The sequence below is a fragment of the Micromonospora sp. NPDC049662 genome (assembly GCF_040675055.1).
Taxonomy (GTDB): domain Bacteria; phylum Actinomycetota; class Actinomycetes; order Mycobacteriales; family Micromonosporaceae; genus Micromonospora.
The window spans coordinates 1-16,940 of record NZ_JBFAOC010000089.1 but is presented as its reverse complement, the minus strand read 5'-3'; the positions used below and the strand labels follow the sequence as shown (position 1 = coordinate 16,940).

General features: G+C 71.6%; 12 protein-coding genes. 10 read left to right on the top strand and 2 right to left on the bottom strand.

Features of this window, described 5'->3' with window-relative positions; all coding sequences use genetic code 11:
* Positions 1-94 precede the first annotated feature (94 nt).
* Positions 95-763: a DUF305 domain-containing protein gene (locus tag AB0J36_RS33105; RefSeq protein ID WP_357174559.1), complete on the bottom strand. Its 669-nt coding sequence runs from the start codon at positions 761-763 to the stop codon at positions 95-97.
* 8 nt (positions 764-771) lie between these two features.
* Positions 772-1,572 (bottom strand): DUF3105 domain-containing protein, encoded by an 801-nt coding sequence (locus tag AB0J36_RS33100; RefSeq protein ID WP_357174562.1) that lies wholly within the window; start codon positions 1,570-1,572, stop codon positions 772-774.
* 98 nt (positions 1,573-1,670) lie between these two features.
* Here AB0J36_RS33100 and argS point away from each other — a divergent pair, with 98 nt between their 5' ends.
* From argS to rpmE, 10 genes are all read left to right on the top strand, one after another.
* Entirely contained in the window at positions 1,671-3,338 is a 1,668-nt protein-coding gene (gene argS, locus AB0J36_RS33095; RefSeq protein WP_357133919.1) for an arginine--tRNA ligase, read from the top strand.
* Position 3,339: 1 nt separating this feature from the next.
* Positions 3,340-4,725: a diaminopimelate decarboxylase gene (lysA, locus tag AB0J36_RS33090; RefSeq protein ID WP_357174565.1), complete on the top strand. Its 1,386-nt coding sequence runs from the start codon at positions 3,340-3,342 to the stop codon at positions 4,723-4,725.
* Positions 4,726-4,733: 8 nt separating this feature from the next.
* Positions 4,734-6,044 (top strand): homoserine dehydrogenase, encoded by a 1,311-nt coding sequence (locus AB0J36_RS33085; protein ID WP_357134032.1) that lies wholly within the window; start codon positions 4,734-4,736, stop codon positions 6,042-6,044.
* A gap of 134 nt (positions 6,045-6,178) precedes the next feature.
* Positions 6,179-7,228 carry a threonine synthase gene (thrC, locus tag AB0J36_RS33080; protein WP_357133925.1) on the top strand — a complete coding sequence of 350 codons (1,050 nt, stop codon included), beginning with the start codon at positions 6,179-6,181 and terminating at the stop codon, positions 7,226-7,228.
* A gap of 118 nt (positions 7,229-7,346) precedes the next feature.
* The gene (locus tag AB0J36_RS33075; protein WP_363661535.1) at positions 7,347-10,625 is read left to right on the top strand and encodes an efflux RND transporter permease subunit; all 3,279 of its coding nucleotides are present in this window, start codon (positions 7,347-7,349) and stop codon (positions 10,623-10,625) included.
* 151 nt (positions 10,626-10,776) lie between these two features.
* Positions 10,777-11,592 (top strand): polysaccharide deacetylase family protein, encoded by an 816-nt coding sequence (locus AB0J36_RS33070; RefSeq protein ID WP_363661534.1) that lies wholly within the window; start codon positions 10,777-10,779, stop codon positions 11,590-11,592.
* A gap of 11 nt (positions 11,593-11,603) precedes the next feature.
* Positions 11,604-12,848, top strand: a complete 1,245-nt coding sequence (locus tag AB0J36_RS33065) for an MFS transporter (protein WP_363661533.1) — start codon at positions 11,604-11,606, stop codon at positions 12,846-12,848.
* A 66-nt stretch (positions 12,849-12,914) separates the two neighbouring features.
* Positions 12,915-13,859, top strand: a complete 945-nt coding sequence (gene thrB / locus AB0J36_RS33060) for a homoserine kinase (protein ID WP_363661532.1) — start codon at positions 12,915-12,917, stop codon at positions 13,857-13,859.
* Between the two features lie 295 nt (positions 13,860-14,154).
* The gene (rho, locus tag AB0J36_RS33055) at positions 14,155-16,290 is read left to right on the top strand and encodes a transcription termination factor Rho (RefSeq protein WP_363661531.1); all 2,136 of its coding nucleotides are present in this window, start codon (positions 14,155-14,157) and stop codon (positions 16,288-16,290) included.
* A gap of 321 nt (positions 16,291-16,611) precedes the next feature.
* Positions 16,612-16,836, top strand: a complete 225-nt coding sequence (gene rpmE, locus AB0J36_RS33050; protein ID WP_088987870.1) for a 50S ribosomal protein L31 — start codon at positions 16,612-16,614, stop codon at positions 16,834-16,836.
* Positions 16,837-16,940: the final 104 nt, after the last annotated feature.

The following is a 16,940-nucleotide window of genomic DNA, read 5'->3' as shown; positions in this document are numbered from 1 at the left end:
CACCATTCTCCAGGATGACCGACTTAAAATCGGGGTCGTAGTAAACGGGCAGCGCCGCATAAAGCGAGGGCCCGGTGTGCCCGTGCGGAGTGGATCAGCCCTTGGCCTGCGCCTGGAGCTGCCGGAGGTTGTTCAGCTCGGACTGCTGGGTGGACTTCATGGTCTCGGCCACCCGTACCACCTCGGCGTTGTCGGTCTCGGCGAGCGCCGCGTCGATCATGTGGATCCCGCCCAGGTGGTGGTTGTACATGAGGGTCAGGAACTGCCGGTCGACCTCGATGCCCTTGGCGTCGCGCAGGGCGGCCATCTGCTGCGGCGTGGCCATGCCCGGCATCAGCCCGTCCTTGACGGCCGCGCCGTCGGACATCCACGACATCGGCGGCTGCGAGCCGGTCGGGCTCAGCCCCCACTCGCGCAGCCAGGTCTGCATGGCGCCGATCTCACCCTGCTGGCCGGTGGCGATGTCGACGGCGATCTGCCGGACCTCGGGCAGCGTCGCCGACCGGTACGCGATCAGGCTCATCTCCACGGCCTGGGTGTGGTGGGTCGTCATGTCCCGGGCGAAACCCGCCTCGACCGAGGCGTCACCGGGGCGGGTGAGCCGGGGGGTGAGCAGACCGCCGGCGTACCCGAGCAACAGCCCCACCACCAGCAGGGCGGTAAGCGCGAGCAGCCCGTAGCGCCGTGCCGGCGCCCGGCCGCCCTCGTCTGGGCCGGCCTGGGTCTCGTCGTACTCGCTGTCGGTGGTGGTGGGGGCTGTCATCGAGGTCCTTACTGGGTGGGCGGCTGCTGCTGGAGCTCACGCGGGGTGGTGCCGGTGGCGGTGACGCCCTGGTTGCAGAGCGCCGTGGGGCCCTCGACCGAGGCGTTCACCCGCAGGTCCTTGATGAAGTCGTCGATCCGCTTGTCGTCGGCGTTGTCGACCTTGAGCTGGTAGCCCCACGCCTGGAGCGAGATCGGCTTGTCCAGGCCCTCGTACGGGCTCATCAGCATCTTCTCGACGCCACGCACCTTGCCGGCGAGCTTGTCGACCTGGTCCTTGGGCAGGTCCGGGCGGTACGTGATCCACACCGCGCCGTGCTCGAGGCTGTGCACGGCGTGCTCGCTGGCGATCGGGGCGTCGTACACGTCGCCCATGCAGTTCTGCCAGGCCGCGTTGTGCACGCCACCCACGGGCGGCGAGTACTTGTAGGTCAGCGGGCCGGCCTTGTGCGCCTCGTACTTGAGGCTCTCCGGGTCGGACTTGCGGATGTTGGTGATGCCGTCGATGGCGTTGGCCCGCTTGTCCCACGGCTTGGAGCCCTGGACCGCGGCCCAGGCGCCGTAGCCGATGATGCCGGCCGCGAGGACGCCCACGGCGACGAAGAGCGCGATCGGACCCCACGCCCGGCCCTGGCTCACCTTGACCGGTGCGACCGGCTTGCGCGGGCCCTTGCCACCGGCCCGGGGGGAGCCCGTCGGCTTGCCGGTACCGGCCTTGGCGCCAGGCGCCGGCCGGCCTGCGGCCGGCTTCTTGCCGGTGCTGACCACGGTCGGGCGGCGCTCTGGGCCACCCGGGGTGCTGATGCTCATCGTGCCTCGTCAAGTCGGTCGGTCAGGGGAGATGGCGGGCCGGTTGACGCGCAGGGTAGCCGCCGAGTGCCCGAGTCTACCCCCGATAACATGGTTGGGTGACTCCTGCAGAACTCGCCTCGGTCGTCCTCACCGCCGCCCACGCCGTCTTCACCGACCGTGGCCTGGATCACGCCGCGCTGCCGGAGCGCACGGTGGTGGAGCGACCGCGCAACCCCGAGCACGGCGACTACGCCTCCACGCTCGCTCTGCAGTTGAGCAAGAAGGTGGGCGTCCCGCCGCGTGAGCTGGCCAGCGCCCTCGCCGACGAGCTGGGTCGGGCGCCCGGGGTCAAGTCGGTGGAGATCGCCGGGCCGGGCTTTCTCAATATCCGGCTGGACGCCGCCGCCGCCGGCCAGCTCGCCCGGGTGATCGTCGAGGCCGGCGCGGAGTACGGCCGCAGCGACCGCCTCGCGGGCGAGAAGATCAACCTGGAGTTCGTGTCGGCCAACCCCACCGGTCCCGTGCACATCGGGGGCGTCCGCTGGGCGGCCGTCGGCGACGCGCTGAGCCGGCTGCTGCGGGCCACCGGCGCCGAGGTCGGCACGGAGTACTACTTCAACGACGCCGGTTCGCAGATCGACCGCTTCGCCCGGTCGCTGCTGGCCACCGCGAAGGGCGAGGCCGTGCCGGAGGACGGCTACGGCGGCGCGTACATCGCGGAGATCGCGACCGAGGTGCAGGCCCGCCGGCCCGACGTGCTCGGCCTGGACGACGCCGCCGCCCAGGAGGTGTTCCGCGTCGAGGGTGTCGCGTTGATGTTCGACGAGATCCGCTCGTCGCTGCGGGACTTCGGCGTGGAGTTCGACACCTACTTCAATGAGAAGGACCTGCACGATCGGGGCGAGCTGGACCTCGCGCTGGCGCGGCTGCGCGAGCAGGGCCACCTGTACGAGTCCGAGGGCGCGACCTGGCTGCGGACCACCGACTTCGGTGACGACAAGGACCGGGTGCTGCGCAAGTCCAACGGCGAGTGGACGTACTTCGCCGCGGACTGCGCCTACTACCTGGACAAGCGGGAGCGCGGCTTCGAGCGGGTCGTGATCATGCTGGGCGCCGACCACCACGGCTACATCGGCCGGATGAAGGCGATGTCCGCCTGCTTCGGCGACGACCCGGAGCGCAACCTGGAGATCCTCATCGGGCAGCTGGTCAACCTGCTGCGCGACGGCGCCCCGATGCGAATGAGCAAGCGGGCCGGCACGGTGATCACCCTGGAGGACCTGGTCGAGGCGATCGGCGTGGACGCCTCCCGGTACGCGTTGGCCCGTTACTCCAGCGACTCACCGATCGACATCGACATCGAGCTGTGGACGCGGGCGACCCGCGACAACCCGGTCTACTACGTGCAGTACGTGGCCGCGCGGACGGCGGGCGTGGCCCGCAACGCCGCCGAGGTGGGCCTGGTTCCGGGCGACGCCGACGCGTTCCGCCCCGAGCTGCTCGAGCACGAGAAGGAGAACGAGCTGCTCAAGGCGCTCGCCGAGTTCCCGGCGGTGGTGGCCACGGCCGCCGAGCTGCGCGAGCCGCACCGGGTGGCCCGCTACCTGGAGGAGAGCGTCGCCGCCTCCTACCACCGGTTCTACGACAACTGCCGGGTGCTGCCGTTGGGCGACGAGGAGGTCACCGACCTGCACCGCGCCCGGCTCTGGCTCAACAACGCCACCCGCACGGTGATCGCCAACGGTCTGCGCCTGCTCGGCGTCTCCGCCCCCGAGAGGATGTGACATGCGGGCTCACGAGGCTGGTGCGCTGCACGCGGACATCAGCAACCAGGGGCCGGCCTGGCTGCGTACCCCGGCCGACGTCAACGCCCTCGTGCCGGCGCTGTGGCCGCGCAGCGTGACGCGCGGCGCGGACGGCGCGGTCGCCGTCGCGGGCCTGAGCGTCCGCGACATCGCGACCGAGTTCGGCACCCCGGTGTACGTCCTCGACGAGGCCGACCTGCGCTCACGCTGCCGCGACTTCCGGGCGGCCTTCCCGACCGAGGACGTCTACTACGCGGGCAAGGCGTTCCTCTGCCGGGCGGTGGTCCGGATGATCGCCGAGGAGGGCCTGCACCTGGACGTCTGCACCGGCGGCGAGCTGGCCACCGCGCTCTCGGCCGGGATGCCGCCGGAGCGGATCGGCTTCCACGGCAACAACAAGTCGGTCGCCGAGCTGGGTCGGGCGCTGGACGCCGGGGTGGGCCGCATCATCGTCGACTCGTTCACCGAGATCGACCGGCTGACCGCGCTGGCCCGCGAGCGCGGCGTCCGCCCCCGGGTGCTGGTCCGGGTCACCGTGGGCGTCGAGGCGCACACCCACGAGTTCATCGCGACCGCCCACGAGGACCAGAAGTTCGGCTTCTCCCTGGCCGGGGGAGCGGCGGCCAACGCCGCGTTCAAGATCCTCGACGAGGACGTACTGGAGCTGCGTGGGCTGCACTCGCACATCGGGTCGCAGATCTTCGACGCCAGCGGCTTCGAGGTGTCGGCCCGTCGGGTGCTCGCCCTGCAGGCGCAGATCCGCGACGCCCGGGGGGTGGAGCTTCCCGAGTTGGACCTGGGCGGCGGCTTCGGCATCGCGTACACCACCCAGGACGACCCGGCGACCCCGCAGGACCTGGCCAAGCGGCTGCGCAAGATCGTCGACTCGGAGTGCGCGGCGGAGAACCTGGCCGTTCCCCACCTGTCGATCGAGCCGGGCCGGGCCATCGTCGGGCCGGCCGTGTTCACGCTCTACGAGGTCGGCACGGTCAAGGACCTCGACGGCATCCGGACGTACGTCAGCGTGGACGGCGGGATGAGCGACAACATCCGTACCGCCCTCTACGACGCGTCCTACTCCGCGACGCTGGCCTCGCGCGCCTCGGACGCGGCGCCGTTGCTCGCCCGCGTGGTGGGAAAGCACTGTGAGTCCGGGGACATCGTGGTGAAGGATGAATTCCTGCCCGCCGACGTGCAGCCCGGAGATCTTGTCGCGGTACCCGGCACCGGCGCGTACTGCCGGAGCATGGCCAGCAACTACAACCATGTGCCCCGGCCGCCGGTCGTCGCGGTACGTGACGGCCAGGCGCGCCTGATCGTCCGGCGGGAGACCGAAGAGGACCTGCTGGCATTGGATGTGGGATGACGTCACCTGTGCGCTTGGCTCTGCTCGGCTGCGGCACGGTCGGCCAGGAGGTGGTCCGGCTGCTGCACGAGCAGTCGGCCGACCTGGCCGCCCGCATCGGCGCTCCACTGGAGATCGCCGGCGTCGCCGTCCGTCGGCTCGGCCGCGACCGTGGTGACCTGCCGATCGACGAGAGCCTGTTCACCACCGACGCGCTCGGCCTGATCAAACGCGACGACGTGGACGTGGTCATCGAGGTGGTCGGCGGGATCGAGCCGGCCCGGAGTTGGCTGGTCGAGGCGCTGCGCGCCGGCAAGAGCGTGGTCACCGCCAACAAGGCGCTGCTCGCCGAGGACGGCGTGGCCCTGCACGAGGCAGCCGCCGAGGGTGGCGGGGACCTCTACTACGAGGCGTCCGTCGCCGGCGCCATCCCGCTGCTGCGCCCGCTGCGCGAGTCGCTGCACGGCGACCGGATCAACCGGGTCACCGGCATCGTCAACGGCACCACCAACTTCATCCTGTCCGCGATGGACGCCACCGGCGCCGGCTTCGCCGAGGCCCTGGAAGAGGCCACCGAGCTGGGGTACGCCGAGGCCGACCCCACCGCCGACGTGGAGGGCTTCGACGCCGCGGCCAAGGCCGCGATCCTCGCCTCGTTGGCGTTCCACACCCGGGTCGGCGCGGCCGACGTGCACCGCGAGGGCATCACCGAGGTGACCGCCGCGGACATGGCCAGCGCCCAGGCGATGGGCTGCACGATCAAGCTGCTCTGCATCGCGGCCCGGGGCGTCGACGCGGCCGGTCAGGAGACGGTCAGCGTCCGGGTGCACCCGGCGATGATCCCGCGTAGCCACCCGCTGGCCAGCGTCGGCGATGCGTTCAACGCGGTCTTCGTCGAGGCGGACGCGGCCGGTCAGCTCATGTTCTACGGCCGGGGCGCGGGCGGCGCGCCGACCGCCAGCGCCGTGCTCGGCGACGTGGTGGCGGTGTCCCGCAACCGGCTCGCCGGGGTCCGCGCGGCCAGCGAGAGCGCGTACGCCGACCTGTCGGTGCGGCCGATGGGCGAGGCGCTGACCCGCTACCACGTCAGCCTCGACGTGGCCGACCGCTCGGGTGTGCTGGCCGCCGTGGCGAGCGTGTTCGCCCGGCACGACGTGTCGATCGCGACCGTGCGCCAGGGCTCGGCCGGTGGCGCTCCCGGCCGCGACGGCGACGCCGAGCTGGTCATCGTCACCCACGTGGCGCCGGACGCCGCGCTCGCCGCGACCGTCGACGAGCTGCGCGGTCTGGACATCGTCCGGTCGGTGACGAGCGTGCTGCGGGTCGAGGGCGGCGCCTGAGTCGTTGGACCATCAGGGCGGCTCGGGCGTCCCGCCAGGTGGGTAACCCGGGGTGTGCCATCGATGGCTCCGGCAGGGTGGTCCAGGGTGACCTGGTGCTCGGGTCGGAGCTGCGGTAAAGCGAGGAGATTGACATGTGGCGGGGTCTGATCGAGGCGTACCGGGATCGGCTGCCCGTCACCACGGCCACGCCGGTCGTCACGTTGCACGAGGGGAACACCCCGCTGCTGCCGGCGCCCGTGCTCTCGGCCCGGCTGGGCTGTGACGTCTACCTGAAGGTGGAGGGGGCCAACCCGACCGGCTCCTTCAAGGACCGGGGGATGACCCTCGCGGTGTCGAAGGCGGTCGAGGCCGGCAACAAGGCGATCATCTGCGCCTCCACCGGCAACACCAGCGCCTCCGCCGCGGCGTACGCGGCGCGGGCCGGGCTGACCTGCGCGGTGCTGGTGCCGCAGGGCAAGATCGCGTTGGGCAAGCTGGCCCAGGCGCTGGTGCACGGGGCGAAGCTGCTCCAGGTCAGCGGCAACTTCGACGACTGCCTGGCGCTCGCCGCCAAGCTCGCCCAGGATCACCCGGTCGCCCTGGTCAACTCGGTCAACATCGACCGCCTGCACGGGCAGAAGACGGCCGCGTTCGAGATCGTGGAGGCGCTCGGCGACGCTCCGGACATCCACTGCCTGCCGGTCGGCAACGCCGGAAACATCTCCGCGTACTGGATGGGGTACTCGGAGGAGCAGGCCGCCGGCGTCACCACCCGCGCGCCCAAGATGTACGGCTTCCAGGCGTCCGGAGCGGCGCCGATCGTGACCGGCCAGGTGGTGCCGGAGCCGTCCACCATCGCCACCGCGATCCGGATCGGCAACCCGGCGAGCTGGACGAAGGCGCTCGACGCCCGGGAAGCCTCCGGCGGCCTCATCGCGGCGGTGACCGACCGGGAGATCCTGTCGGCGTACCGGCTGCTCGCCCGTGAGGTGGGCGTGTTCGTCGAGTTGGGCAGCGCGGCCAGCGTGGCCGGCCTGCTCCAGCAGGCCGCGGCGGGCGCGGTGCCGGCCGGTTCGACGGTGGTCTGCACGGTGACCGGTCACGGCCTGAAGGACCCGGAGTGGGCGATCTCCACCGCGCCCGCCCCGCTGACCATCGGCAACGATCCGTTGGCCGCGGCCCGGGCCCTCGACCTCGCCTGAGAGCGCTGGCGCGGCTGGCGGTGGGCCGCCGCCGGGGGCGGCGGGGGTTCCGGTGATCGAGTCCGGCACACTTTCAGGTATCCCCGCCCGCATTCTCTTTCAGGAGTGAGCCAGGCCGATGTCGCTGCTCGCCAGATTCAGCCTCGCCAACCGAGGGCTGGTCGCCCTCATCGCGGTGGTGACCACGGCGTTCGGAGCGTTCGCCGTGCCGTCGCTGAAGCAGCAACTGCTGCCGTCGCTCGAGTTCCCGGCCGCGTTCATCGTGGCCGCCTACCCCGGCGCCGGACCCGAGATCGTCGAGTCGCAGGTGACCGAGCCGATCGAGAACGCCCTGCAGGGCATTCCGGGGCTGGACAAGGTCACCTCCACGTCCCGCGAGGGTTCGGCCACCGTCCAGGTCGAGTACGAGTTCGGCACCGACCTGGACGACGTGGTCAACAAGATGCAGACCGCGCTGAGCCGGATCGACGCCCAGTTGCCGGACAGCGTCGACCCGCAGGTCATCGCGGGCAGCACCGACGACCTGCCGGCGGTGGTGCTGGCCGCGGCCGGCGGCGCGGACGAGCGGGCGCTCGCCGAGAAGCTGCGCGCGACGGTGGTGCCGGAGCTGGAGGGCATCGAGGGCGTTCGTACGGTCGAGGTGACCGGCACCCGCGACGACGTCGTGGTGGTCACCCCGGACCCGGCCAAGCTGACCGCGGCGAAGCTCGCGCCGACCGCGATCGGCACCGCCCTGAAGACCAACGGCGTCTCCATCCCGGCCGGCGCGGTGACCTCGGGGGGTCTGGCCCTGCCCGTGCAGGTCGGAACGCCGGTCGCCACCGTGGACGACCTGCGCGGCATCGTCGTCGCGCCCGGCGCAGCGCCGGTGCGCCTCGGTGACGTGGCGACGGTCGAGCAGCAGCTCGCCCCGGCCACCGCGATCACCCGGACCAACGGCAAGGACAGCCTCGGTATCGCCGTCACCGCTTCGCCGGACGGCAACGCGGTGGCGATCTCCCACGAGATCCGCGACCGGCTGGCCGACCTGAAGGACGCCTCCGGCGCGGACCTGACGGTGGTGTTCGACCAGGCGCCGTTCGTGGAGAAGTCGATCGAGTCGTTGACCACCGAGGGCTTGCTGGGCCTGCTGATGGCGGTCATCGTCATCCTGGTCTTCCTGCTGTCGGTGCGCTCGACCGTGGTCACCGCGGTCTCCATCCCGCTCTCCGTGCTGGTGGCGCTGATCGCCCTCTGGATCGGCGACTACTCGCTCAACCTGCTCACCCTCGGCGCGCTGACCATCGCGGTGGGCCGGGTGGTGGATGACTCGATTGTCGTGCTGGAAAACATCAAACGGCATCTGGAGTACGGCGAGGAGAAGCAGCACGCGATCATCACCGGCGTCCGTGAGGTGGCCGGCGCGGTGACCGCGTCCACCCTCACCACGGTCGCGGTGTTCGCCCCGATCGCGCTGGTCGGCGGGTTCGTGGGGCAGCTCTTCGCGCCGTTCGCGATCACCGTGACGGTGGCCCTGCTCGCCTCGCTGCTGGTCTCGCTGACGGTGATCCCGGTGCTGGCGTACTGGTTCCTCAAGCCGCGTGGCGGCACCGTCGACGACGAGGCGGTGCGTCGTGACGCGGAGGAGAAGGAGCTGCACAACCCGTTGCAGCGGGCGTACCTGCCGGTGATCGGCTTCGCCACCCGTAAGCGGTCGACCCGCTGGATCACCGTCGGGCTCGGCCTGCTGGTGCTCTTCGCCACCTTCGGGCTGGCGCAGAAGCTGGAGACGAACTTCCTGGACGACTCCGGCCAGGACACGCTCAGCTTCCGGCAGGAGCTGCCGGCGGGCAGCGGTCTGGCCGCCACCGACGCGGCGGCCAAGCAGGTCGAGGCGGTCCTCGGCCGGATCGACGGAGTCGAGACGTACCAGGTGACGGCCGGCGGCGGCGACACGCCGTGGGCGGGTGGCGGCGGTAACAACGTCGCGAGCTGGTCATTGGCGCTCGGCGGCGACAAGGACGCCAAGCAGGTACGCGAGGAGCTGCGCCGGGAGTTCGACAAGCTCGGCACCAGCGTGGGCGAGGTCAGCTTCGGCGGTGGCCAGGACGCGTCGACCAGTCAGCTCGAGGTGATCGTCCAGGCCAGCGACCCGGAGGTGCTGACCCGCGCCGCCGAGGCGGCCCGTACGGCGATGGACGACGTCCCGGACGTCGAGGACGTCACCACGAGCCTCGCCGCGCGGGTGCCGCGGGTGGACGTGACCGTCGACCGGGTCGCTGCCGGTCGGGTCGGCCTCACCGAGGCCGCCGTGGGTCAGCTCGTGTCGCAGGCGTTCCGTGGCGCTCCGCTGGGTCAGGTGGCGCTCGACGGGCGTCAGCAGGACGTGGTGCTGCGGTTGAGCGCGACCGCTCCGGTCTCGGTGGAGGAGCTGCGCGCCCTTCCGGTCGGGCCGGTGAAGCTCGACGACATCGCGGACGTCACGCAGGCCGAGGGGCCGCAGCAGGTGACCCGGATCGACGGTGAGCGCAGCGTCTCGGTGACCGGCGCGGCGACCGGGTCCAACCTGGGCGCGACCACGAAGGAGCTGCAGAAGCGGCTCGACGGCATCGACGTCCCGGGAGCGACCCTCACCATCGGTGGAGTCAGCGCCGACCAGTCGGACGCGTTCGGCGACCTGGGCCTGGCGGTGCTCGTCGCCATCGCGATCGTGTTCCTGATCATGGTGGCCACGTTCCGCAGCCTCACCCAGGCGTTGATCCTGCTGATCTCCATCCCGTTCGCGTCCACCGGCGCGATCGGTCTGCTGCTGATCACCGGTACGCCGCTCGGCGTGCCGGCGTTGATCGGTGTGCTGATGCTGGTCGGCATCGTGGTGACCAACGCGATCGTGCTGCTCGACCTGATCAACCAGTACCGGGCGCGGGGCATGGGAGTCCAGGAGGCGGTGGTCGAGGGTGGCCGGCGTCGGCTGCGACCGATCCTGATGACCGCGGTCGCGACGATCTTCGCGCTGCTGCCGATGGCCTTCGGGCTGACCGGCGAGGGTGGGTTCATCTCGCAGCCGCTGGCGGTCGTGGTGATCGGTGGCCTGCTCAGCTCGACGCTGCTGACGCTGGTCCTGGTGCCGACGCTCTACTCGATGGTGGAGCACACCAAGGAGTCGCTGCGGGAGCGGCGTCATCGGCGGCGCTCCGGCGACGCCGTGCCGAGCGGGTCGGAGAACGTCGAGCCGGACGGTCCGAACCAGGTGGCGGTGCCGACGGGCGCACCGGCCGCGTCGGCCGAGAGCGCGCAGCCGTCGGCGACGCGCCCCGCGCCGTCCGGTGCGCTGGTGGACGGCACGGACCAGTTCGAGGTGCTGCGGTTGCCCCGCAGCCGCAGGTCGCCGCTGCCCCCGTCGGAGCCGACCGAGTAGCCGACCGACATCGCGGGCAGCGCCCCCGGCAGGATCTCCTGTCGGGGGCGCTGCTCTTTGTGCCCACATCGATCGAACGACCTGACCGCAGCTTCGCGTCACTTCTTGCATACTCCTGGTAGATGTCGGCGGTGACCAGTGGGGCAGGCGGATGACCGAGGGCGCGCGCGGGTGGTCCCGGCGCGACCTGCTGCGCCGAAGCGCCCTGGTGGTGACCGGAGCGGCCGCCGGGGCGGGCGTCACGGACGTCTGGTTGACCCACCGGCGGCTGCCTCTTGCCGGCGGCCCGGCCAGCGCCACCGTCGGCAACGGGGCGCAGGACGTCGGCGCCGGCGTCCTGCCGGTCGTCTGGTCGGGATCGACCACCCAGCGGCTGGTCGCGCTCACCTTCGACGACGGCCCGGCGCCACAGTGGACGCCCATGGTGCTGGACACCCTCGCCCAGCACCGGGTGCCCGCCACGTTCTTCCTGGTCGGCAGCCAGGTCCGTAAGCACCCCGACCTCATACGCGACCGGCTCGGCGAGCACGAGGTGGGCAATCACAGCTGGGCGCACCGGGACCTCGCCCAGTTGGACGCCGCCGAGGCGTACGACGACCTGAGTCGCACCCACGACGTGATCACCGACGTGACGGGCCGGGCCCCCCGCCTGGTCCGTCCGCCGTACGGTCACCTGGGCGGTGCGGTGCTGCACGCGGCCGCCCGGTTGAACTGCCGGCTGGTGCTCTGGTCGTTGCAGATGGTGGAGCGGGAGTTTCCCGACGATCCGGCCGGTCATGCCCGCCGGATCGTGGACGGCGTCCGGCCCGGGACGATCCTGCTCGGGCACGACGTCGGTCAGCGGCGGCGGCTGGTCGCGCTGCGCGGCCTCCCCGACATGATTCGCGGACTCCGGGAGCGCGGATACACCTTCGTCACCGTCTCGTCGCTGCTGGGAGCGGGTGTAGCCCCGACGCCCACCGGGTAGGGTGCCGGTCCGTGGCGTCCACCCTTTCGGTCCTTACCGGCAATCGGAGCTTCCGCAATCTCTTCCTCGCCGAGCTGGTGGTCTTCGGGGCCGACTGGTTCGTCATGGTGCCGCTGCTGGTGCTGCTGCCCCACCTGACGGGAAGCGGCGTCTGGGGCGCCCTGGTGCTGGCGGTGGACACCGGCATCGTGGCGCTGCTGCTGCCGTACACCGGCACGATCGCCGACCGGTTCGACCGGCGCAAGATCATGATTGTCGCGAACGTGGCCGCGCTGGCCGGTGTGTTGCTGCTGCTCGGTGTCCGTGACCGTGGCACGGCCTGGTTGGCGCTGGTGGCGATCGGGGCCGTCGCGGTCGCCAAGGCGTTCTACTCGCCCGCCGCGCAGGCGGCGCTGCCCAACGTTCTGGAGCCGCACGAGCTGGCCGCCGGCAACGCCGTGGCCGGTTCGGCCTGGGGCACCATGACGGTGGTGGGCGCCTCACTGGGTGGAGTGCTCAGCTCGGCCGCCGGCCCGTACGCCTGCTTCTGGGTGGCGGCGGCGGGCCTGGCGCTGGCCGCGGGCCTCGCCACGCGGATCCGCCGGCCGTTGCAGGTGGCCCGCGACCCGTTGTTGCCGGCGCAGCGGACCTGGTCGGCGGTCCGCGAGGCGCTCGGCTACATCGGGCACCGACCTCGGGTGCTGGCGCTGGTGACGGTCAAGTCGGCGGTCGGCCTGGGTAACGGGGTGCTGACCGTGTTTCCGTTGCTCGCCAGCGTGTACGGGGTTGGTTCGCTGGGCGCGGGTCTGCTCTTCGCGGTACGCGGCGCGGGTGCGTTGGTCGGGCCCATCCTGATGCGTCGGGTGTTGACCAACCGGTCCTGGCTGCTGCCCGGCCTCGCGCTGTCCATGTCGCTCTATGGGCTGTCCTATGTGGGCGCTTCCGTCGTCCGCTGGTTCCCGCTGGTGCTGCTGTTGGTGTTCGTGGCGCACTTCGCCGGGGGCAGCAACTGGGTGATGTCGAACTTCGCCCTCCAGGGTGAGGTGCCGGACCGGCTGCGCGGACGCGTGTTCGCCACCGACATGATGCTCGCGACACTGGCCATCTCGGTGAGTCAACTGGCGGTGGCCCTGGTCGTGGACGTGGTGGACGAGCGGGTGGTGCTGGCCGGCTGCGGGCTGGTCACCGTCGTGTACGCGGTCGGCTGGCGGATCGCCACCCGGCGTCTCTCGTTGACCGACCCGTCCGCCGAACCCGTCTCCGACGCCGCCGGCTGACAGCCGGCCGGTCCCACGGTGCGGGCGAGCGGCCGGATCGTCGGTGTCGGGTCCTAGCATGAGCGCGTGCCGACGAACTTCACCGCCGGGCCGGTCCGGGTCCGGGTTCCCGCGACGAGTGCCAACCTCGGTCCGGGCTTCGACGCGCTGGGGCTCGCCCTCGGGCTCTACGACGACCTGGCCGCCGAGGTGTCGTCCGGCGGGGTCCAGGTGACGGTGGCCGGTCAGGGTGCCGGTGAGCTGCCGGCCGACGATCAGCACCTGGTGGTGCGGGCCATGCGTGCCACCTTCGACGTCCTCGGCGCGCAGCCCACGGGCCTGAGCGTGGAGTGCGTCAACCGGATACCGCAGGCGCGCGGCCTCGGCTCGTCGTCGGCTGCCATCGTGGCCGGGGTGCTGCTGGCCCGTGCCCTGGTCGCCGACGGCGTGGAGCGGCTGGACGAGCCGGCTCTCCTCCTGCTGGCCGCCGAGATCGAGGGCCATCCGGACAATGTCGCGCCGTGCCTGCTCGGCGGCTTCACGCTGGCCTGGACCGAGACGGCCGGCGCTCGTGCGGTGTCCCTGCCGGTCGCCGACGCCGTACGACCTACTGTCTTCGTGCCCTCCGAGCGCGGCCTGACCGCGACCGCGCGCGCGGCCCTGCCGGCCACCGTGCCCCACGCCGATGCCGCGTTGACCGCGGGACGGGCGGCGTTGCTGGTGCACGCGCTCACCACGGACCCGGCGCTGCTGATGCCGGCCACCGTCGACCGGCTGCACCAGGATTACCGCGCGGCCGGGATGCCGGGCACGTCGTCGCTGGTCAGCGCGCTGCGAGAGGCGGGTGTGGCGGCTGTGGTCTCCGGGGCCGGGCCGAGCGTGCTGGCGTTCGGCGAGCCGCCAGCGGGCTTCGACGCGGGAACAGACTGGCAGATTTGGAAGTTACCGATAGACGTCAGCGGCGCCCGGGTCGCCCGGGGTAGACTTGGACACGCCGAGCGGGACCCTGTTGCCGCAGGTCGGAAGAGTTGATTACGCTCTAGACCTAGCACAGCCGCGAAGCACGCGATCTCCTGCGGGGCGGCGCACCCCCGAAGCTCTCGGCGGTCAGCCCGTCACCCCTGCCAAGGCCCACGCCGCACCGCAGTTTCCACAGGTCGCCGCAGACGGCGAGACCTACCCACCGACGTTTGGTGGGTCGGGAAACCACCGGCTGCTGTGTCACAGACTCCCGCGACGCGTCCTTGCGAGGCGGGTGAACCGAGGCCGCCCGGCCACCTGAGCTCCGACTCCGGGCAGTCCCGGCCTTATCGAGGGAAGGAATCCATTGAGCGACACCACCGACGTGACGTCGGATGTTTCCAACGTCGCTGGCGATGCCACCGCTGCCGCTCCCGCCCGTCGTCGGCGCAGCGGTACCGGTCTGTCGGCGATGCTGCTGCCAGAGCTGCAGAGCCTGGCCGCGTCGCTCGGCATCTCCGGCACTGCTCGCATGCGCAAGGGTGAGCTGATCGCCGCGATCTCCGAGCGGCAGGGCGGCAACGCCGCCGGAACCCCTCGACCGCGGGCCGAGGTCGCCGCGGCGGCCGCTCCGGCGCGTGAGGAGGTGCGGGAGACCGTGGACCGCCCGACGGCCGAGGGTCGCAGCACCGACCAGGCGCCGGCCGAGCCGGCCACCGAGACCGAGAGCCGCAGTCGTTCGCGGCGCAGCCGGACCGCTGCCGCGGAGGCCCGTACCTCCGAGGTCGGCACCTCCGAGCCGCGTGGCGCCGAGGCGCGCACCGACGAGGTCGAGAGCGGCGAGCGTTCCGAGCGTGGCGAGAACCGCCGTGACCGGGTCGAGCGCAACGACCGCTCCGACCGGGGCGAGCGTGCCGAGCGCAACGACCGTGCCGACCGTACCGAGCGCAACGACCGGGGCGAGCGTGCCGAGCGGAGCGACCGTAACGATCGGGGCGAGCGTGCTGAGCGGGGCGACCGTGCTGAGCGGGGCGAGCGTGCTGAGCGGGCCGAGCGCAACGATCGGGGCGAGCGCTCCGAGCGGGGTGAGCGTGCCGAGCGCAACGACCGCAGCGACCGTGCCGAGCGGGGCGAGCGCAACGACCGCAACGATCGGGGCGACCGCAACGACCGTTCGGAGCGCGCCGACCGTAACGACCGTGGTCAGCGCGTCGAGCGCGACAGCGACGACGAGGACGGCGAGGGCGGCGGTCGGCGTGGCCGGCGCAGCCGCTTCCGGGACCGTCGGCGTGGTCGTGGCGAGCGCGGCGAGACCGGCGGGGACACCGGCGGCGGCCGTGAGCCGCAGGTCGGCGAGGACGAGGTGCTCGTCCCCGTGGCCGGCATCATCGACGTGCTCGACAACTACGCCTTCGTACGGACGACCGGCTACCTGGCCGGCCCGAACGACGTATACGTCTCGATGTCCCAGATCAAGAAGTACGGCCTGCGTCGCGGTGACGCGATCACCGGCGCCGTGCGGGCGGCCCGCGAGGGCGGCAACAGCGGCGACCAGCGGCGGGACAAGTACAACCCGCTGATGCGGCTGGACACGATCAACGGGATGGAGCCGGAGGAGGCGCGGCGTCGGCCCGAGTTCTACAAGCTCACGCCGCTCTACCCGCAGGAGCGCCTGCGGCTGGAGACCGAGCCGCACATCCTGACCACCCGGGTCATCGACCTGGTCATGCCGATCGGCAAGGGCCAGCGGGCGCTCATCCAGTCTCCGCCCAAGGCGGGTAAGACGATGGTGCTGCAGGCGATCGCCAACGCGATCACCCGCAACAACCCGGAGTGCCACCTCATGGTGGTGCTGGTCGACGAGCGGCCCGAAGAGGTCACCGACATGCAGCGGTCGATCAAGGGCGAGGTCATCGCGGCCACGTTCGACCGTCCGCCGCAGGACCACACCACGGTGGCGGAGCTGGCCATCGAGCGGGCCAAGCGTCTGGTCGAGCTGGGGCACGACGTCGTCGTGCTGCTCGACTCGGTGACCCGGCTCGGTCGGTCGTACAACCTGGCGGCGCCGGCCAGCGGCCGGATCATGTCGGGTGGTATCGACTCCACCGCGCTCTACCCGCCGAAGCGTTTCCTCGGCGCGGCCCGCAACATCGAGAACGGCGGCTCCCTGACCATCATCGCCACGGCGCTGGTGGAGACCGGTTCGATGGCGGACACGGTCATCTTCGAGGAGTTCAAGGGCACCGGTAACGCGGAGCTGAAGCTGGACCGGAAGATCGCCGACAAGCGGACCTTCCCGGCCATCGATATCAACCCGTCCGGCACCCGTAAGGAAGAGGTCCTGCTCGCGCCCGAGGAGCTGGCCATCATCCACAAGCTCCGCAAGGTGCTGCACTCGCTGGACTCGCAGGCGGCGATGGACCTGCTGCTGGACCGCCTCAAGCAGTCCCGCACCAACATCGAGTTCCTGATGCAGATCGCGAAGTCGACGCCGGGGGAGTGATCCCGCACCGGTGACCGACGACGAAGGGGGTACGGCCGCGGCCGTACCCCCTTTGGCATGACCGGCCCGTCCGCCGTCGCGTACCCCGGGTGGGGCACGACGGCCCGGACGAATGCCTGCCCGGACGGCGGGAATGCGGACAGGTAGGCCCGTGTTGACGATGCCGGACGAGGTGTGCGGCCCGCTTACCGGGTCGGCCCAGGCCCATGGCACACTGGTCAATCGGCCACACCGGTTCCGGTTCACGCCCGAGCCCGTCGCGTACGGCGCGACGAGTGATGACGGCGACCCGGCGACCACCAACGAGAGGACCGAGGCGAGATGAAGGCAAACATCCACCCGGAGTACACGACCACCGAGGTCAGCTGCTCCTGCGGTAACACGTTCACGACCCGCAGCACCGCCAAGGGCGGCGCGATCCACGTCGAGACCTGCAGCGCCTGCCACCCGTTCTACACCGGTAAGCAGCGCGTTCTCGACACCGCCGGCCGGGTCGCGAAGTTCCAGCAGAAGTACGCCAAGGTTCAGGCCAAGAAGGCCAAGTAACTCCCCGTTCGGCGCCCGTGTCCGGTTTTGTACCGGACACCGGCGCCCGGCCCGGTTAGCCCCCCCCCACCCCATGCCCACCCCGGGGCCCCGCCTAGCAGGGG